The organism is Pseudomonas sp. BP6 (genome assembly GCF_017875935.1).
Lineage (GTDB): Bacteria > Pseudomonadota > Gammaproteobacteria > Pseudomonadales > Pseudomonadaceae > Aquipseudomonas > Aquipseudomonas putida_Y.
Genome location: NZ_JAGINI010000001.1, coordinates 1,035,613 through 1,054,988 on the forward strand (window position 1 = coordinate 1,035,613; position 19,376 = coordinate 1,054,988).

10 protein-coding genes are annotated in these 19,376 nt (G+C 60.6%); 4 read left to right on the forward strand and 6 right to left on the reverse strand.

Annotation, left to right across the window (positions count from 1 at the left end):
- The first annotated feature begins 3 nt into the window (after positions 1-3).
- From J3A98_RS04665 to J3A98_RS04675, 3 genes are read left to right on the forward strand one after another with little or no spacing between them, the layout of a single operon-like run.
- Positions 4-2,898: a hypothetical protein gene (locus J3A98_RS04665; protein WP_209964372.1), complete on the forward strand. Its 2,895-nt coding sequence runs from the start codon at positions 4-6 to the stop codon at positions 2,896-2,898.
- Positions 2,895-3,389, forward strand: coding sequence for a hypothetical protein (locus J3A98_RS04670; RefSeq protein ID WP_209964375.1), 495 nt, complete (start codon positions 2,895-2,897; stop codon positions 3,387-3,389). Before J3A98_RS04665 ends, J3A98_RS04670 begins: the two co-directional genes overlap by 4 nt.
- 41 nt (positions 3,390-3,430) lie before the next feature.
- Positions 3,431-7,294, forward strand: a complete 3,864-nt coding sequence (locus J3A98_RS04675) for an RHS repeat domain-containing protein (protein ID WP_209964380.1) — start codon at positions 3,431-3,433, stop codon at positions 7,292-7,294.
- A 48-nt stretch (positions 7,295-7,342) separates the two neighbouring features.
- Here J3A98_RS04675 and J3A98_RS04680 read toward each other — a convergent pair whose 3' ends face one another.
- The 6 genes from J3A98_RS04680 to J3A98_RS04705 all read right to left on the reverse strand — a co-directional run bounded on the left by J3A98_RS04680 (position 7,343) and on the right by J3A98_RS04705 (position 15,535).
- On the reverse strand, positions 7,343-8,437 hold the full coding sequence (locus tag J3A98_RS04680) for a fimbrial protein (RefSeq protein ID WP_209964383.1): 1,095 nt from the start codon (positions 8,435-8,437) through the stop codon (positions 7,343-7,345).
- Positions 8,438-8,493: 56 nt separating this feature from the next.
- On the reverse strand, positions 8,494-10,983 hold the full coding sequence (locus J3A98_RS04685) for a fimbria/pilus outer membrane usher protein (protein ID WP_209964386.1): 2,490 nt from the start codon (positions 10,981-10,983) through the stop codon (positions 8,494-8,496).
- 33 nt (positions 10,984-11,016) lie between these two features.
- On the reverse strand, positions 11,017-11,769 hold the full coding sequence (locus J3A98_RS04690) for a molecular chaperone (protein WP_209964389.1): 753 nt from the start codon (positions 11,767-11,769) through the stop codon (positions 11,017-11,019).
- A gap of 80 nt (positions 11,770-11,849) precedes the next feature.
- The gene (locus J3A98_RS04695; RefSeq protein WP_209964392.1) at positions 11,850-12,389 is read right to left on the reverse strand and encodes a fimbrial protein; all 540 of its coding nucleotides are present in this window, start codon (positions 12,387-12,389) and stop codon (positions 11,850-11,852) included.
- A gap of 219 nt (positions 12,390-12,608) precedes the next feature.
- Positions 12,609-13,019 (reverse strand): PA2817 family protein, encoded by a 411-nt coding sequence (locus J3A98_RS04700; RefSeq protein ID WP_010952919.1) that lies wholly within the window; start codon positions 13,017-13,019, stop codon positions 12,609-12,611.
- A 68-nt stretch (positions 13,020-13,087) separates the two neighbouring features.
- Positions 13,088-15,535, reverse strand: coding sequence for an acyl-CoA dehydrogenase (locus tag J3A98_RS04705; protein WP_209964394.1), 2,448 nt, complete (start codon positions 15,533-15,535; stop codon positions 13,088-13,090).
- A 3,118-nt stretch (positions 15,536-18,653) separates the two neighbouring features.
- Here J3A98_RS04705 and J3A98_RS04710 point away from each other — a divergent pair.
- Positions 18,654-19,277 carry a glutathione S-transferase gene (locus J3A98_RS04710; protein ID WP_209964399.1) on the forward strand — a complete coding sequence of 208 codons (624 nt, stop codon included), beginning with the start codon at positions 18,654-18,656 and terminating at the stop codon, positions 19,275-19,277.
- Positions 19,278-19,376: the final 99 nt, after the last annotated feature.

Consider the following 19,376-nt stretch of genomic DNA (forward strand, 5'->3'; position numbering starts at 1 on the left):
ACCATGTCCAATTCACTGGAAGAACTGCTCGAGCTCATGAAAAAGGGCTCAGTAACGCTAGGCTGGGGGGCGGTTGCTGCCTACAGCCGTGACCGGCTCAACCGCTTGCTGGAGCAGCAATACCTGACGCGTTTCAAGGAAAACCGCTACCTCCCGCCTTTCAGTCACACGTTCGCAGGCGTGGGGGTGAAGGAGGCCGTGAGCGTTAAGGCGCTGGAGTTCGGTACGCCGTTGCTGTCGTTCAGCAATGCGTCGACGAGCGATGCCAAAGCAACCCTGACCATGAACATCATCAAAGGTACGGTGAACAACAGTGGCAAGTTGGTCAGCAGCGTCGAGATCACCGAGGCGTCGGGGTACTGGCTGCAGATGGAGGTCGACCTGGAGACCGTGCGCGGTGAGGTTCACCCGTACGGCCTCGTTGCGCTCAACCTTGCCAAGGGGGGGCGGTTCAGCAGCAACCTGTTCGACGATAAACCCGAGCTTGCTCAGCAACTGATCGACGCACTGCAAGCCTGGATGGGCGAGATGCCTGGCCGTTGCGCCAGGTTCGAGCTGGGCACCGTGGACTTTTCCGGTTATGGCCCGCTGACACCTACAGGCTTCATCCTGCGCACCCAGGCGGCACCTGGTGCGCGAGTACGCGATGCCGTCAACTACGGCGATGGCGCAGTGCTGGTGTTCATCCGCCTGCGCGATAGCCTGGTCGATGGTCAGCCGCCAGGCACAAGCTACCCGTATCTGTTGCCCGACGGCGATTACTCGGCAACGCTGGTGCTGAACAAGGACATGCTTGGCCATGCCTCCGACGACGGCCTGGAGCTGCTCGCCCGACTGCTGTTCCCTGAGCTCAATGCCTTTGTCAAGAAGGTGGACAGTACGCCGCTGGACCGCGTCATGTTCGGCAATATCGACCCGTTGCGCACGCAGCTGACGGTGAAACCGACCTTGGGCACCGTGGTGACGGCCGGCAAGACGCAGCAGTTCCGGCTGTACGACGGCAAGGATCAGGTAATCACTGCCAGCGCCTGGTCGGTGATCAACCCGCAAAGCCATGATGACGCAGGGCATGGTTCGATCGATGGAAATGGCCTTTTCACGGCCCCGTCACCGGAAGTGATCGGGCAAGAAGTGCAGACATTCATCATCAAAGCTGAATACAAGCAGGGTGAGGAGACTTACCATGCCGCAGCCCGCGTGCTGGTGATCTCCGAGCCGGTGCTGGCGATGCCTTCCTTCGGCGCATATCGCCCGCAAGAGAGTGCGAACGGGATCGACCTGTGGAATGCAGGTAAAGGCAACGTCAGCTTTGAAATGCTCGGGCAGCCGCTGGGCCAGATAGCCAGCCTGGGCAATGGGCGCGCGCGCTTTGTGCCTGATCAGCAAGCCGGTCGGCGGATTCTGGGCGTGCAACAATTGCAGGCCAGTTCAACGGCAAAGGGCTACAACGCGCTTGTCCTGGTGAACAGCCAGCCACTGGTTTCGGTTGACCCACCTTTCGTACCCAGGGTCGGCCACGGTGAGGCCACCCAGCTGAGCGAGGTGAACCGTATCATGCCCAACGAAGCGCGGCGTTGGCGGATGCTGGCAGGGCCGGGCAGCGTCTCTCCATCGGGCCATTTCCGGGCTTCTGAGCTTGCTGTTTCGCAACCCAACGTAGTGACCTGTGAAGTGGTGCGCAACGGTGTCGTGTTCGCGGCGGGCTACAGCGTGGTGAAAGAGACCGCGGTCAAAGCAGTCAGCGGCTGGGTGGATCTGCAGCGCTTTACCCTCACGGTCGGCAAGAGCCCTGACGGTGTGACCGGCACTGTGGGTTCCAATGGTTACCAGCAACTGGAACTCGAGGTCACCGTCGAAACCATGCAGGCGAATGGCCAGGACTACAAACTGTGTCTGGACGAGATAGCCTCCATCGCGCTGTACGACAGGTCGGGGATGAAAATTCCTTTTCTGTGCGGGGACGGGATTGACTCGGGCTCTGGCAATGTCTGGCGCACAAACCTGAAGCCGAACGATTTCATCCGAGCCAATGAAAGTCTCATGGCGACTGAAGGGCACGGACCGCAGCCCGCAGCGCCACGAGGTGCGGAGGACCGAACCATCCGCCTGCAGCTGTTCTTGCACCGCCGCGGAACCACTTTCTCGGAAGTTTTTTACGCCGGTTTCCAGGCAAAGAGCGGGCGGTTTTTCTACTCGAATGACACCCCCCATCAGAATGCCCAAATCGAGGTCAAGGTACACACGCCGGCCGCCTACAAACCCACAGACTACACGTTGGTTCGCAAGCGAGTGGCGGGGGGCGGCGGTGACTCCGGTGGGGCAGACCCGGAGCACGAAGATTTTGACCTGCACCCGGTGACAGACGATTACTGGGTGTTGGACTACCGCGGCGGGACCTTCTACACGGCCGAATTCGTCAAGGCCAGCGAAAGTGATAACGACAAGGATGTGAATACCTCAATGGTGCGTTGGGAAAGTAGTTATATGGCCGAAAGTTTTTTCAGTTATACCGGGTACATTTTTCAGGCCTATGGCGAGAAAGAGCCTAAGTTCGTCTCGTTCGATCCCAGCTTGAAGGAAATATTATGGGAAGGCGCTTTTGCGCGGGAGGTGAGCACGCAGTATGAAGCCGGACCTCTGACAATTGCGAACTTCCGTAACTACAGAGTAGTGTTCGGCTCGATCTGTTCCAGGCCTGCCTTCAAAAAATTGTCCAAACCGTTACGTGTGCAATTGCGCGATGCTCAAGGCAATCTGCATCTGGTCCAAATCGATTATCTGGCCCCTGACACCATCGGCGATCGTAACGTCCTGGTCCACAGTGTGCCCGCGCGACCGACGGCCAGTGACGGTTCGATCATCCGGCTGAGCAATCACGAACAAGGAGCAAGCGCATGAAACGTTATTGCATGGTAACCCTTCTGACCGGTTTGTTTATCGGCTATCAGGGGCTGGGTCAGGCAGCACCTGTGCCTCCTAAGGGTACGATAATGTTCGCACAGAAAATGGACGCCCCGCAGATGCCCGGTGGCAAGCAGTGTTCGATTGCAGTGGAAGTGGACAAGCCCGTTACCGAAAATATGTCAGATACCGCATGTGGTAATGATGTCGTTAGCTTCTTCAGGTTCAATAATATCCCCTCATCGACACTTGTGAAATTGTCCGCGGATAAAGACTGTAAACATTGGGACTGGATATTTATCGTCGCTGCAATAAAAGAACCCGCCACCACGACCTGGGTGGGTATCCCAGACCTGCAGGGGTTCCTTAATGGCTCGATCGTGGTGCCGGGAATGATGCTTGATACTAACGGATATATTAAAGGTCATATCGAAGGCAAGCTGTCTTGTGTACAGATCTATCCAGCCTTGACCCAGCCCAATCCCTAGTTGCCCCGTAAGTGCCTTTGATATTTTGATGGAGCTAACTGATGAGCACATCCACTTCAGTGCATTCCAATGCCTTTAACTTTTCTTCCTATATTGAAAGCGGCGTTGATCCTCGCACCGGGCAATACACCGTGTCGATCAGGCTGCCTGAACTGCAAGGCAATGATTTGCAAGGCCCAGGTTTCGAGCTGGCGTTGTTCTACAGCCCTTTGAATGGCGAGGACTCCGGATTCGGCAAGGGCTGGAACCTGCAACTGACACAAGTACGCAAGCACATCGTGACGCTGAGCAGTGGTGAAACGTACAAGATTACTGGTAAGTCTTCGGTTACCGGGCGGCTGGAAATGAAAGAACAGAAGCTGCGGCAGTTCGATCTGTATGAGGATCCCCCTGGGCCCGGTGGGGCCGCACGTTTTCGCGTGGAGCACCGCTCAGGGTTGGTCGAGGTGCTGCAAGTGATGGGCTCGGGAGAGGGCGAAGTCGCTTTGCCCGTGGAGCTGCATTCACCGCTGGGGCACATGTTGCACCTGAGTTACCTGCCCTTCGGCAAGGGTCACATGCGTCTGAGCGAGGTCCAGGATGAAAGTGACGTGCTGCTGAGGCTGCAACGCAGCGACAACAGCCGTGTCGAACTGCTTTGCTACCCTTCCGGTGGTGATGATGGTGGCCCGCTGGCCCGGTATGCGATGACGTTGAGCGAAAGCGACAACCGGGTCAGTGAGATCATCCTGCCCACGGCCAATCAGGCCCGCTGGCGCTTCACTTATGAGGACGTGTTGGGGTACTTGTGCGTACGTGAGTGCACAACACCCTATGGTGGGGTGGAGCGCGTGTTCTACGAGGACGCCGGGCATGAGTTCCCACGCAGCGCAGCACGTGACAATCTGCCTCGGGTTACCCGCCATGAAACGGATCCACGCTTTGGTCAGGCGGCGAAAGTGGTGCGGTATGAGTACCCCGGCACGCACAACTTCATCGGCGGTGGCAGCAGCATCCCGTGGTCTGATGAGGGCCTGGACAATCTCTATGAGGTGTCGGAGGACTATACCTACCAGTCACTTCAGATACAGGAAGTGCGCAGGCAGCCGGTGCGTACGATCACGCGTACATTCAACCGCTTCCATTTGCTCACCGAGCAAGCCACCGCTCAGGGTGACAAGCTGTTGCAAGCCTTGACCCGTTACGCTGACAAGGCTGGCACGTTCGAGAGCCAGGAGCCTTATTTCCAGCTGCCCCATGACGAAACCCAGCGTTGGTCGCTGATCAGCAACCCCACCAGGCAGCGAGAAGAGAAGCGAGTCACCCGCTATGACAGCCACGGCAACGTGTTGACTCGCCTGTTGCCGAATCAGGTACTGGAAACCAATGTCTGGTACTCGGCCGAGGAGGAGGGTGATGAGCACGGTTTCGTGCGCAACCTGAAGACCCGGACCGTGCAACCCGCAGCGACAGGACACGGGGCGGCTGCCACCTTGACCCAGGCGTTCCAGTACCGGGCGCTGACCCCGTTGGGTAGCTACCTGAAGCAGCCCTGGCGCTTGCTGGAAAGCGAGACCCTGAGCGAATCAGGTAGCACGCCTGGTACGTTCCTGGAAAAAGTCAGCAAGCTCTACCAGGAAGAATCGGCCGAGCGCTTCAGCTATGGGCGAGTCAGGCAGCAAACCGTCAGTTACCCCGGTGTCGATGGGGGCAGCCCGTTCGACACCCTGACCCATTATGGCTACTCCCTGCCGGACGATGAGCGTGCACTGCAGACGTTGGAAAAGCTGGTGGGTGTTGACGGTGAGTCCAAGACCATCACCTTGCGACATTCCCTGGAAACGGGCGAGCCGCTGCTCAACCTGGACGACAACGGTGTCGAAATCCGATACTACTACGACGCTTTGCGTCGGGTAACACGCGAGGTCGTGGCGCCAGGCAAGCCTTTCGAAGCGGAACGCAATTACAAGTACTTCCTCTGCGCATACGACAACGAGCAGGCCCAGCAATGGGCCTATGACGTGAAGCAAGTCGAGACGCACACACTGCTCGACGGGCTCAGCCGACCCATCTTCGAAGAGCGCGCAGACAAGGACAGCGCGACGTATGCTGGTGCTTTGCGGCCTATCTACCGCGCACGTTACGACGAACTGGACCAGCTGGTCGAGGAAACCGAAATCGACTGGCTGGGTGATGGTTTGCTGGAATTGACCAGCCACATCAGTTACGACGACTGGGGCCAGAGGTACGCTGTCCTGAATCCGGATGGCACGACTCAAGTCGAGGAGATCGACCAGGTGGCGAGCAAGGACGGTCCGGTGCATCGCGCCTGGCGTGAGGTGGAGCACTCACGGGTCAGCGGCATCAACGAGACGTGGTACAACCTGTTCGAGAAGCCGGTGCGGATCGAGCGATTTGCCCTGGATGGAAGCACCACTATCAGCTTGCAGGTCAATGACTACGATGGGCTTGGCCGGCTGAGCAGGGAAGCTCAAGGAAGCGGTACAGGCCAGCGTGTGGTTGAGTATCGTTACGACGCTTTCGACCGTGTCCGCGAGGAACGCCTGGCAGATCGAGTCAACACGGTCTATCGCACCTATGCCGGGCACAGTCGCAATGACCTGCCGGTCAGCATCAAGGTGGGTAACACCGAAAACGCCGCCGTGTTGTTGGGCGAACAGGTGTTCGATGGCCTTGAGCGGCGAACCGTGGCCATCACTGGAGGGCGAGCCCAGACATTCGAATATGATCCAGGTGAGCGGCAACCGCATTGGGTGGAGGCGCCGGATGGTACCCGGATCGAGTACCAGTACCGGCCAGCGTTGGGTGAAGAACCCGTCCTTCGGGTCCTCTCCGGCAAGGAAGCGAAATACGAGTATGACCTGAAAAATGCCAGGCTTACCCATTGCGAAGAGCCTGGGGATGACGAGAATTCCGGTTACACATTGGACCGTAGCCATTTCCTGAGCAACGGCGAGGTCAAGCGCGAGTCGCGTACGGTGGATGGTGAAGTGTTCAGCATGGCCTACGACTACAGTTTTTGCAGTCGCTTGCGTGCCTATGTGGATGTGCTGGGGCAGACACAGCTCTATGATTTCGACGATGTCGGGCGCCTGGAAAAAACCACGCTGCACGCGCCTGAGCCCAAAAGGACTCGCTACCGGCTGCAGCGTGCGCCTGCCGGGCAACTGCTGCTGGAGTCGACGTTCGGGTATGACCGCCAAGGACGCATGGCGTCCATTACCACCACCGATGCAAGCACCGGGAATGCTTTGGCAATTCTGCTCGAGTACGATGAATTCGACAGGGAGATCCTGCGGACCTTCGATTTTGGTGACACCTTGCAAACGTTGGCACAGGACTATGATGAGTTCGATTGTTTGAAGTCCCGCATTCTGAAAGAGCGCCCGAAGGGCAGCGACGAAAGCCAGGCCACGCTGTTGCGGCATGAGACTTACCAGTACGATCGGCGCGGGCGGCTGCAGATATACACCTGTGATGGCCCTGAAGCGCCCGTGGACCCCTCCGGTCAAACCATTGCCAGGCAGATATTCGGCTTCGATGGCCTGGACAACATCCTCTCGGTGATCACCTACCGCCCGGACGGGTCGTGGCAGCGGACCTTGTACGAATTCAAGAATAGCGATCCGGCACAAATGAGCCGTATCATTCCGCCTGATGCGCTACTGGAGACCTATGACGTCGATCACGACCTGGAGGAGTTGTTCAAGATCGTCAAATACGATCCGCAGTTGGCTATCGATTTGCATTACGACGGCAATGGCAACCTGATCAGTGATGAGCAGGGTCGGGTACTGACGTATGACGGGCTCAACCGTTTGCTCAGGGTCGAGACCCCGGACGGTGAACGCTGTCGCTACAACTATGACCCAGAGAACATTCTGTCCGGCACGGCCCCTGGCTAAGGGCACCGGGGGGCGACGAGGCCGGTATAGGGACCGGCCTCGTCGCATTCAGCGGTAGCGAATGGTGAAGTTCAAGGCGCCCTTGGCCAAGCCCGGGCGCAGGTTGCTGTTGGGTTCTGTCTGGAAGAAGCGAGCCTGAAAATTCAAAGGCACGTTATTGCTTGTCAGGGGTACCAGGTCGATCTCTTTGTTCAGGGGCATCGAGACCCCGTTGTACAGCATCTGAATACCTATGCCACGGGCTGCGGAGTCGTCGGTCAGGCTGAACACGTTTTCATCCGCAGGGCCAATCGGTCGAGAACCATTGATGCCATCGAGTTCGATGGTCGCAAGGGTCTCGTTACCCGGGTCAGGGTCCACCTGGCAGTTGCTCAAGCGGACCTGGAATGCTGCAGGAGGCGTGGTGAAGCCTGGGCCCGTGAAGTCGTTGACGCTCCATTCGCCAAGGTCCACCGGGTTGGCACTGACGTCTGCTGAAGCATCGCACTGGGTCTGGATGACCATTGCCCTGAGGGTGTATTCCAGAACTTTGCCAAAGCCTCCCCAGTCCAGATGGCCGGTCACCAGTACGCCATCCAGCTGATGCTCGCCGGGCGGCAGATCGCCGGTCTTGACCAGCGTGATCCTGTGCCTGAACGTGGCTAGCGTGGCCGGGCCCAACTGGGTCTGCTCGTAATAGGCCGTGAACGGCACCCTGGGCGGCCTGCTGTCGGGGATGAACTGGTCGGTGCCACCGAGGAAGGGGTGCAGCAACTCTACGATCGCTCCGATGCCTGGGATGTTGGTCCTGAGGACGGGGGCGTCGAGCAAGCGCCCATCAACCGCAGGCAGCGGAGGATGTACCCCGCGGGCGGCCTGGAAGTTGAAATTTATCCGCTCGCCGTAGGTCCTGCACAGGAGGGCAAGGTTGTTCTGGTCGAGAGTGGCTTCGAACAGCTCTGGGGTGCCGATCGTTGTGCCGATCCGCGCATCGCGTGGCACATAAAGGGTGTTCAGGTCGCGGACATGGACCTTGAGGTTTGCGCTGATCAGCGGTTCGAACTCGCAGCGGGTCTGGTCTACCGGCATGGCCATGGCGTTTGCAGCCGGCCATGCCAGGGTGGTGAGCAGCGCCTGGAAAAGGGTCTTGTTGATGCTTTTCATGGGGGTCCTGAAAGACGCGGTACGGCCGTGGGTACGGCTGCACCGCGTGAAGGTTGCTAGATACAGGTCAGGGTTTGCTGGCGATAGCCGTCGACGACGGGAGCGTCCAGTCCATCGAGATGCACCCGGCAGCCGGCGTTGGGCTGGTCGCCCCAACTCACCTGCAGCGGTTGCTCCTGGCTCGGGTTGGTGAGCATTACCAGGCCCGCCTGCCCGACCATGCCCAGTTGGGTACCGTTCTCGGCCAGCACCTGGGCCCCAAAAGGCAGCGGTTGACCCTGGGTATCGTGCAGGGTCAGTACAAGGCGTGAAACGCGGCGTGCCTCGAAGCGGTGCTTTACCACTGCACCCTGGCGAGGCACTACCTGGGCGATGCCGTTGTCGATTTCCACATCAGGATCGAGACGGTCGGTTTCCAGGACCACCGAATTGGTCCGGTACGGTTGCAGGTAGGGTAAAAGTGCATAGCCGCGTGAATTGGTGCGCGTACCCGTTGCGTTTTGCAGGCCCACATTGGCCACGCCAGGGACTTCGATCAAGGCCGCGGTATCTCCCAGGTATCGGCCGAACTCCAGCCCGTCAGCATGCAGCAGCACCGCACCACTGGCATTCAATGACAGGCTGCGGTAGTTGTGGGCTTCGGTATAGCCAGCACTCACGCTGGCATAGGGCGCCTGATGGCCGAGTGACAGTGCCGCTGTCTTGCGGGCGTGTTCGTCACGGCTCAGGCTGGTGCTGTAGCTCAGCGCGCTGTCACTGCCGCTGAGCGTGGCGCGCTGGCTGTAGCCGTTGGCGTTGTGCTGCAGGTCGAAGGTCGCATTGGCGCGGTGACCGAAATGCAAGGGTACCGTCACGCTCAGGCCGAACTGACGATCACTGCCGTAACGGTCGGTCAACGATTGTGAGGCGAACAGGTTGTAGCCCACACCTCGATGATGGGTATTGAAGTTGAACTGGTATTGCCGTTGGGTGGCATTGCTGCGCCAGTAGTCCTGTTGCGACAGCGTCAGGGTCAGCGAGCTGGTCCTGCCCAGGCTCTGGTGGACCGAGGCCTCCAGGCGGCTGCGGCGACTGCCGCTGAACGTAGTGTCTTGGCTGCGCTGGCGCACCACTTCATCGAAGTCACGGTAGCCTTGGGTCGAATAGCGATATCCGGCAAAGCGCAGGTTGGTTTGGGTGGTGAAGGCCTTGGCATACTTCAGGGCGTAACTGGAACCCTGCACCTCGCGCTCATGGGCATTGTCGATTGCGCTGGACGCCTGCGTTACATCGAAGGCCACTGCACCCAAGTGGCCCAGGTCCTTGCTAAAACCCAGGTTGCCCGCGCGGTAGAATTCGCTGGCCATCAAGCCGCCGTAAACGGTGGTGTCCCAGTAGGAGCCTACGGCCAGCGTGCCTTGCCAGAGCAGCGGGGTCTCGAGGTCGCTGGAGGGGTTGTAGCGCCCGACCGTGGCACTGTAACGCCATACGCCTGGGCGCAGTAGATTGCTCATGGTCGAGTACGGCTGGATGAAGCGGCGGACTTGGCCATCGGCCTCGGTCACGACGACTTCCAGCTCGCCGCTGCCTGCGGTACTCAGGTCGTCGATGGCGTAGGGGCCGGCGCTGACGTACGTCGAGTAGATTGGATAACCATGCTGCCAGATCTCGACTTTCGCCCGGCTCTGTGCCACGCCGCGAATGATCGGGGCATAGCCGCGCTGGTTGTCGGCCAGCATGCCCATGTCCGAGGCCACGCGCACGCCTGATATTGGCACCGAACGGAACACTTCCCTGTCCGTGAAGGTTTCGCCAATCGTCAGATTGGCGAGGGTACCCGGTATATCGCGCTGTGCGTAGGTCTGTGCCCGGGTCCATTCCGTCTTGCCCTGGCTGCCCTGGCGCCAGGACTGGGTGCTGCGCAGGCGCCATTCGCCCAGGTTGATACCGCTGTTCAGGTACAGGTCGTTGCTGCTGTAACGGTCAGAGGAGCGATTGCGGCCGTTCAGGGTGGAGGCCTGATAGTTGATGAAAGCGGCATTGATACCACTGTCCCAGCGGGAAGGGTCGACCTGGTTAGCGGTGTTCCGGCGCATGGCGATCTGCGGAATCGAGATGGCCAGGTGCAGCTCCGCAGGGGTGAAGACGATTTGTGCACCAGGAACGACGGCCAGCAAGTCCAGGCAGGCACTCGCCTGATCCTCTGGATTGGCCAGAGCGTCCAGGCGCATTCCCCATTCGCCAAGCAGCCTGGCTGGCAGGCATGGCTGCAGCTCACCATCCGGGCCTGGCTGGAAGTCCAGCTCATGCTGGCCGGCAGGTTCAAGATTGACCTGTACCTCTACCCGGTAGCGGCCAGGCGCGAGCCCCTGATCGCTGGTCAACATGCTCAGCGACCAGGCACTCGCTGCTTGCGGTTGGCCAGGCACTTGGCGCAGGAAGCCGCTCTGGAACCCGGAGTCTGCCTGGGAGTAGGGCGCTGAGAGCAAGGTGGAGCTACCCAGCAGGCACAGCAATGCGCTGCGCTGGCGGCGCATAATGCGCCAGCGTAGTGGGGGGAGGACCATGATGACGATTCCTGTTTGCGTGCGAGGCAGGCCCTAGTTGGCCAGTTGAATAGGCGCGCTCAGCGGTTCGGTGAAGCCACCGTAGTCATTGACGATGGAAAAACGGGCCTGCAGGCTTGAGGCGCGAGTGATGCCGGTCAGCGGGTAGGCTTTTTCGCCAAAGGGTTCCAGCATGGCGGTGTTTTTCAAGGTGGTTTGCTGGCCTTGGCCATTCACCTCCAGGCGGTTGAAGGTGATGTGGAAAGGCGATGGGTTCTTGACCACCAACTGCTCCACCCCGTTACGTACGCTCAAGGAAAATGTCAGCGAGTTCAGGTGATCGGTCGGCGTACCCTTGAGTGTGTGCGGCCGATAGAACAGTTTGATGCGTGTGCGCAAGGCGATGTTGAGTTGATTGCCCGTGTCGCTGCTGACTTGCGGAATCTCCTGCACGTTGAAGAAGAACAGCGACTCGCGGTCGTGCGGCAGTGTATTGGGCAGTCCAATTATCTTTAGAAGTTGTTCACTGTTGGGGTTGATCTTGAACAGCGGTGGGGACGTTGCAAAGGGGACGCTGGTCGTATTGTCGTCGGCGTCCGTATTTATCCAGGCCTGCACGGCATAGATGCTTTTCGATGGATTTCGAACAACGACGGATGTACTGCGTTTGTCGCCGTTGAAAACGAGGCGCGTGTTGTTTAATGTCAAGGCGGCATGACTGCTTACCGAGAGGGTAAGCATCAATAAGGTCAGGCAGGCGCAAGCAACGACGCGGGCGGGTATCGTGAATGTTGACGGATTGGTCATCGGGTAACTCGCTGCATCCAGACGCACAACTACGCCTGGATGGTTTAACCGTGCAAGGACTGCACAGAATTTATGCGTAATTATTGATAGTCGACGGTGTAACGAACCTGGGCGGATGCAAGGCCGTGCGTCACGGTGCTGGCAGTGGAACGGTAGTAGGCGTCGAACCGGAGGTCGGTTGGGCCTGTCGCGTTGAGTGGGTAATCAACCGAGGTTCCACCGGGTTTGATCGAGGCCTTGGAACTGTCCCTGATGACAATCGAGATGTTTTCTGCCGTGCCGGCACTGGTACCAATGCTGAAATAGTCGCCGCTGGCATCAGCGGCACCGTCAAACTTCACGAAGGCATTGTCTTCGCTGATGCCACAGACTGTTTTGTCGGGTACGCGGATGTTAAAAGATGCGCCACGGACTTCAACGTTGGCATCGGGGAATCGCCCCATGGGAATTTCGCCCATGGCGACGCGGTCACTGACATTGCCGTCACCGGGATTGACGATCTCGATAGGGCACGTTTCGGGCGTGATGCGGCCTTCAAAGAATATCGAGCCGGAAGCGAATGCAGCATTGCTTGCCAGGCCAGTAAGCAGGCCGAGGGATAGTACTAAGGACTTCTTCATGACATAACCTGATTGGGTAAATGGGTCAAGTTTCAGTGCGGGGGTGGGCTGGGTCTTTCCCGTTTCCCGTTTTCGCCCCGGCGCTGATTCTATTTGTCATGAGATTTATCGGGCTGTAGGAATAAGCCGGACAACTTTGCGATCTTTCGCTTTGTTACAAGATCTTGAGGTGTAGGCTTCCACAGGTGCCCTGGCGTTACCAGGGCACGTGAAATCAGGTTAATGGGTACTGCTTGGGCCACTCTGGCTCAGCAGTTGCTTTTCCAGGTTCCAGTCGAATGGCTCTGCGTTCAACTCGGCCTCGTGGCGACGCTCTTCAAGCTGCTGATAAAGCGCCAGCTCCTCGTCTGGCATGAAGTGCAGGCAATCGCCAGCGAAGAACCACAGCAAGTCACGCGGCACCAGATGAGCGATCTGCGGGTAACGCTGGATCACCTGACACATCAGGTCCTGGCCCAGGTACTGGCTCTCAAGCGGATCCTGCGGCAATAGCGTCAGCAGTTCGTCGAAGCGTTCGAGGAACAGGGCGTGGCTTTCTTCTGGCACCTGCTCTGCTTCACCCAGCGCCACCAGAATGGTGCGCAGGTGCTGGAGCAGTTGCAGGTGATATTCCAGGTAGGGGTTGGCCATGGAATGGGTCCTCGGTATGGCTGAAACGGGGGGCGGAGTATACGCCGCCCCCCGTTTCTCGCGAAGGGTCAGCGCACCTTGCCCGGTTCGGCGAGCAACTGCGCCTTGTCGAAGGCATCGACATCGATCACCTTGCGTCGAGCCTGTTCGGCTTCGTGCAGCCGCTGGCCCTCGCCGGGTTGCAGCACGCCTGCCTCGACGGCGGCGTCGATACCGGACTGGCCGGGGGCTGGCTGGACTTTGCCTTCCTTGACGGCTTGGTACAGGGACTTGCTCAACTGTGCCGTGTCTTCGAGCAGGTCACTGGCCCGTTGCAGATCCGCGACCGGGTCGTGTTGTGCCTGCGGGCGGTAGCAGCCGGCCAGCAGTTCCTCCAGTGCCGGATCGCCCTTGCGCCGGCCGATCAGCTCGGCCACCTCGGCATCCAGTTCATCACCGGGGCCTTTATGGCGGCGGCCGAAGGGGAATACCAGCACCCGCAGCGCGCAGCCGACGAAGCGGTTGGGGAAATTGTCGAGCAGGCGGTCCAGCGCACGCTCCGTCTGGGCCAGGCTTTCTTCCATGGCCCAGCGCAGCAGCGGCTGCAGGTATTCGGGCGAGCCTTGATCGTGATAGCGCTTCAGGGCGGCGCTGGCGAGGTACAGATAGCTCAGCACATCACCAAGCCGGGCGCTGAGGCGCTCGCGACGCTTGAGCGCCCCACCCAGCAGCATCATCGAAAGGTCGGCCATCATGGCAAACGCCGCCGCCTGGCGGTTCAAGGCGCGGAAGTAGCCTTGGCTCAGGGCATCGCCCGGCACCCGCTCAAAGCGACCCAGCCCCAGGCCGTAGACCAGGGTGCTGGCCGCATTGCCGGCGGCGAACAGGATGTGTTTCATCAGCAGGTCATCGAATTCCTTGAGTGCCTGATCGCGGTCTTCACGCCCGGCCAATGCCATTTCCTTGAGCACGAACGGATGGCAGCGAATGGCGCCCTGGCCGAAGATCATCAGGTTGCGCGAAAGGATGTTGGCGCCCTCGACCGTGATGAAGATCGGCGCACCTTGCCAGTTGCGACCCAGGTAGTTGTTCGGGCCCATGATGATGCCCTTGCCACCGTGCACGTCCATGGCGTGCTGGATGCATTCGCGGCCACGCTCGGTCAGGTGGTACTTGAGGATCGCCGACAGCACCGAGGGCTTTTCGCCCAGGTCCACCGCCTTGGCGGTCAGCAGGCGGGCACTGTCCATCAGCCAGGCGTTGCCGCCAATGCGTGCCAGTGATTCCTGGATGCCCTCGAAGGCCGCCAGTGGCACGTTGAACTGCTCACGGATATTGGCGTACTGGCCGGTGACCAGGCTGGTGTACTTGGCAGCCCCTGTACCCACGGCAGGCAGTGAGATGGAGCGGCCCACCGACAGGCAGTTCATCAGCATCATCCAGCCTTTGCCGAGCATGGCTTGGCCGCCAATGAGGAAGTCCAGCGGGACGAACACGTCCTTGCCGCTGTTGGGGCCGTTCATGAAGGCGGCGCCTAGCGGCAGGTGACGTCTGCCGATTTCCACACCCGGCGTGTCGGTGGGGATCAGCGCCAGGCTGATGCCCAGTTCTTCCTCATCGCCCAGCAGATGGTCCGGGTCGTAGGCCTTGAACGCCAGGCCCAGCAGGGTGGCGACCGGGCCGAGGGTGATGTAGCGCTTTTCCCAGTTCAGGCGCAGGCCGATCACTTCTTCGCCTTGCCACTGGCCTTTGCAGATGATCCCGGTGTCAGGCATCGCGCCAGCGTCGGAGCCAGCAAGCGGCCCGGTAAGGGCGAAGCAGGGGATGTCCTCGCCACGGGCCAGGCGCGGCAGGTAGTGGTTGCGTTGTTCGTCGGTGCCGTAGTGCAGCAGCAGTTCGGCAGGGCCGAGTGAGTTAGGCACCATCACGGTGGAGGCCAGGTCGCCGCTGCGGGTGGCCAGTTTCATCGCCACTTGGGAGTGGGCGTAGGCGGAGAAGCCCTTGCCGCCGTATTCCTTGGGGATGATCAGGGCGAAAAAGCCATGCTGCTTGATATGTGCCCAGGCTTCGGGCGGCAGGTCCAGGTCCTGACCGATCTGCCAGTCGCTGACCATGGCACACAGTTCTTCGGTCGGGCCATCGATGAAGGCCTGCTCTTCTTCAGTCAGCTTCGGTGCCGGGTAGGCCAGCAAGGTGCGCCAGTCGGGGCGGCCACTGAACAGTTCGCCGTCCCACCACACGGTGCCGGCGTCGATGGCTTCGCGCTCAGTCTGCGACATGGGCGGCAGGGTACGCTGGAACCAGCGGAATACCGGGGCGGTAAACACTTTGCGCCGCCACTGCGGGAGCGCGACCAGGGCGATCTTCAGGGCCAGCACCACCCAGATCAGCGCCAGCAGCCAGCCGGGTGCACTGCTGAAAATGCCCATCAACAGCACATAGGCCGCCACGATGCCGAGAATCTGCAAGGGCGCCAGGCGCCGGTGCGTGAGGTACGCCGCGCCGATCACCAGCACCACCAACCACAACAGCAACATAATCGGTCCTCCTTGGAACCAAGGGCTTGAGCCATTCCAGACAGCTTAGACGCAATGCTGTGAACAGCATGTTCAGAACAGTGACAGGGTGTGGCGGTGGGAGTTTCAGTTCATTTGTTCGCCTGTACCGTTCCATTCCCTCCTACAACGGTATGTGGCGAGCCCCCGATCGATGTAGGAGCGGGCTTGCCCGCGAATGCGATGGTGCTGCGACGCTGAATGATCTGGGACATTGGCCGGCAGGTCCGGCCCTTTCGCGGGTGAACCCGCTCCTACGACGGTACGTGGCGACCCCCCGATCGATGTAGGGCGGGCTTGCCCGCGAATGCGATGGTGCTGCGACGCTGAATGATCTGGGACATTGGCCGGCAGGTCCGGCCCTTTCGCGGGTGAACCCGCTCCTACGACGGTATGTGGCGAGCCCCCGATTGATGTAGGAGCGGGCTTGCCCGCGAATGCGATGGTGCTGCGACGCTGAATGATCTGGGATATTGGCCGGCAGGTCCGGCCCTTTCGCGGGTGAACCCGCTCCTACGACGGTATGTGGCGAGCCCCCGATCGATGTAGGAGCGGGCTTGCCCGCGAATGCGATGGTGCTGCGACGCTGAATGATCTGGGACATTGGCCGGCAGGTCCGGCCCTTTCGCGGGTGAACCCGCTCCTACGACGGTATGTGGCGAGCCCCCGATCGATGTAGGAGCGGGCTTGCCCGCGAATGCGATGGTGCTGCGACGCTGAATGATCTGGGACATTGGCCGGCAGGTCCGGCCCTTTCGCGGGTGAACCCGCTCCTACGACGGTATGTGGCGAGCCCCCGATCGATGTAGGAGCGGGCTTGCCCGCGAATGCGATGGTGCTGCGACGCTGAATGATCTGGGATATTGGCCGGCAGGTCCGGCCCTTTCGCGGGTGAACCCGCTCCTACGACGGTACGTGGCGAGCCCCCGATCGATGTAGGAGCGGGCTTGCCCGCGAATGCGATGGTGCTGCGACGCTGAATGATCTGGGATATTGGCCGGCAGGTCCGGCCCTTTCGCGGGTGAACCCGCTCCTACGACGGTACGTGGCGAGATCACCGAGCGATGTAGGAGCGGGCTTGCCCGCGAATGCGATGGTGCTGCGACGCTGAATGATCTGGGACATTGGCCGGCAGGTCCGGCCCTTTCGCGGGTGAACCCGCTCCTACGACGGGGCGAGCCCCCGATCGATGTAGGAGCGGGCTTGCCCGCGAATGCGATGGTGCTGCGACGCTGAATGATCTGGGACATTGGCCGGCAGGTCCGGCCCTTTCGCGGGTGAACCCGCTCCTACGACGGTATGTGGCGAGCCCCCGATTGATGTAGGAGCGGGCTTGCCCGCGAATGCGATGGTGCTGCGACGCTGAATGATCTGGGATATTGGCCGGCAGGTCCGGCCCTTTCGCGGGTGAACCCGCTCCTACGACGGTACGTGGCGAGCCCCCGATCGATGTAGGAGCGGGCTTGCCCGCGAATGCGATGGTGCTGCGACGCTGAATGATCTGGGATATTGGCCGGCAGGTCCGGCCCTTTCGCGGGTGAACCCGCTCCTACGACGGTATGTGGCGAGCCCCCGATCGATGTAGGAGCGGGCTTGCCCGCGAATGCGATGGTGCTGCGACGCTGAATGATCTGGGATATTGGCCGGCAGGTCCGGCCCTTTCGCGGGTGAACCCGCTCCTACGACGGTATGTGGCGAGCCCCCGATCGATGTAGGAGCGGGCTTGCCCGCGAATGCGATGGTGCTGCGACGCTGAATGATCTGGGACATTGGCCGGCAGGTCCGGCCCTTTCGCGGGTGAACCCGCTCCTACGACGGTACGTGGCGAGCCCCCGATCGATGTAGGAGCGGGCTTGCCCGCGAATGCGATGGTGCTGCGACGCTGAATGATCTGGGACATTGGCCGGCAGGTCCGGCCCTTTCGCGGGTGAACCCGCTCCTACGACGGTATGTGGCGAGCCCCCAGATCGATGTAGGAGCGGGCTTGCCCGCGAATGCGATGGTGCTGCGACGCTGAATGATCTGGGATATTGGCCGGCAGGTCCGGCCCTTTCGCGGGTGAACCCGCTCCTACGACGGTATGTGGCGAGCCCCCAGATCGATGTAGGAGCGGGCTTGCCCGCGAATGCGATGGTGCTGCGACGCTGAATGATCTGGGATATTGGCCGGCAGGTCCGGCCCTTTCGCGGGTGAACCCGCTCCTACGACGGTATGTGGCGAGCCCCCGATTGATGTAGGAGCGGGCTTGCCCGCGAATGCGATGGTGCTGCGACGCTGAATGATCTGGGATACTGGCCGGCAGGTCCGGCCCTTTCGCGGGTGAACCCGCTCCTACGACGGTATGTGGCGAGCCCCCGATCGATGTAGGAGCGGGCTTGCCCGCGAATGCGATGGTGCTGCGACGCTGAATGATCTGGGATATTGGCCGGCAGGTCCGGCCCTTTCGCGGGTGAACCCGCTCCTACGACGGTATGTGGCGAGCCCCCGATCGATGTAGGAGCGGGCTTGCCCGCGAATGCGATGGTGCTGCGACGCTGAATGATCTGGGATATTGGCCGGCAGGTCCGGCCCTTTCGCGGGTGAACCCGCTCCTACGACGGTACGTGGCGAGCCCCCGATCGATGTAGGAGCGGGCTTGCCCGCGAATGCGATGGTGCTGCGACGCTGAATGATCTGGGATATTGGCCGGCAGGTCCGGCCCTTTCGCGGGTGAACCCGCTCCTACGACGGTATGTGGCGAGCCCCCGATCGATGTAGGAGCGGGCTTGCCCGCGAATGCGATGGTGCTGCGACGCTGAATGATCTGGGACATTGGCCGGCAGGTCCGGCCCTTTCGCGGGTGAACCCGCTCCTACGACGGTATGTGGCGAGCCCCCGATTGATGTAGGAGCGGGCTTGCCCGCGAATGCGATGGTGCTGCGACGCTGAATGATCTGGGATATTGGCCGGCAGGTCCGGCCCTTTCGCGGGTGAACCCGCTCCTACGACGGTACGTGGCGAGATCACCGAGCGATGTAGGGGCTTGCCCGCGAAGAGGCCCGTACAGGCGGCGAAGGTCTGGAGTAGACTGTGCCACCTCCGCACTCAAAAGGATGTTGCCATGCTGAAGATCTGGGGCCGCAAGAATTCGAGCAATGTGCGCAAGGCGCTGTGGATCGCCCACGAGCTGGGCCTGGACTTCGAATCCATCGACGCCGGCGGCGCCTTCGGCGTGGTCAACGAGCCGCAATACCGCGCCCGCAACCCCAACGGGCTGGTGCCGATGCTGGAAGACGGCGACCTGACCTTGTGGGAATCCAACACCATCGTCCGCTACCTGTGCGCGGAGTACGGCACGGAGCAGGGCTGGTATCTGGCAGACCCACGCCAGCGCGCCCTGGCCGACAAGTGGATGGACTGGACCACATCGTCCTTCGCTACCCCATTCCGGCCCCTGTTCTGGGGCCTGCTGCGCACGCCGGAAGACCAACGCGACTGGGTGGCGATCAACGCCGCGCACAAGCAGTGCGCGCAATTACTGGCCATTGCCGACGAAACCCTGGCCAATCAGCCGTACTTGTCCGGTGACCAGATCGGTATGGGCGACATCCCACTGGGTAGCTTCATCTATGCCTGGTACGAACTGCCCATCGAGCGCCCGGACATGTACCACCTTCAAGCCTGGTATGAACGCCTGAAGCAACGCCCGGCCTACCAGGCCGCAGTGATGACCGCGCTCACTTGAACCCGCTTCGATAGTCATTATCAATAGATGTGACTGTACTTGTGCAGCCTGGCCTTGCACCATGGCTGCACTCACTGCGCCAGTGACTTTACCTGGCGT

Coding starts and splice junctions, on each gene's coding strand:
- J3A98_RS04685 (WP_209964386.1), bottom strand. CDS start 10,983: ATGGTCCTCCCCCCACTACGCTGGCGCATTATGCGCCGCCAGCGCAGC.
- J3A98_RS04665 (WP_209964372.1), top strand. CDS start 4: ATGTCCAATTCACTGGAAGAACTGCTCGAGCTCATGAAAAAGGGCTCA.
- J3A98_RS04700 (WP_010952919.1), bottom strand. CDS start 13,019: ATGGCCAACCCCTACCTGGAATATCACCTGCAACTGCTCCAGCACCTG.
- J3A98_RS04695 (WP_209964392.1), bottom strand. CDS start 12,389: ATGAAGAAGTCCTTAGTACTATCCCTCGGCCTGCTTACTGGCCTGGCA.
- J3A98_RS04710 (WP_209964399.1), top strand. CDS start 18,654: ATGCTGAAGATCTGGGGCCGCAAGAATTCGAGCAATGTGCGCAAGGCG.
- J3A98_RS04675 (WP_209964380.1), top strand. CDS start 3,431: ATGAGCACATCCACTTCAGTGCATTCCAATGCCTTTAACTTTTCTTCC.
- J3A98_RS04670 (WP_209964375.1), top strand. CDS start 2,895: ATGAAACGTTATTGCATGGTAACCCTTCTGACCGGTTTGTTTATCGGC.
- J3A98_RS04680 (WP_209964383.1), bottom strand. CDS start 8,437: ATGAAAAGCATCAACAAGACCCTTTTCCAGGCGCTGCTCACCACCCTG.
- J3A98_RS04690 (WP_209964389.1), bottom strand. CDS start 11,769: ATGACCAATCCGTCAACATTCACGATACCCGCCCGCGTCGTTGCTTGC.
- J3A98_RS04705 (WP_209964394.1), bottom strand. CDS start 15,535: ATGTTGCTGTTGTGGTTGGTGGTGCTGGTGATCGGCGCGGCGTACCTC.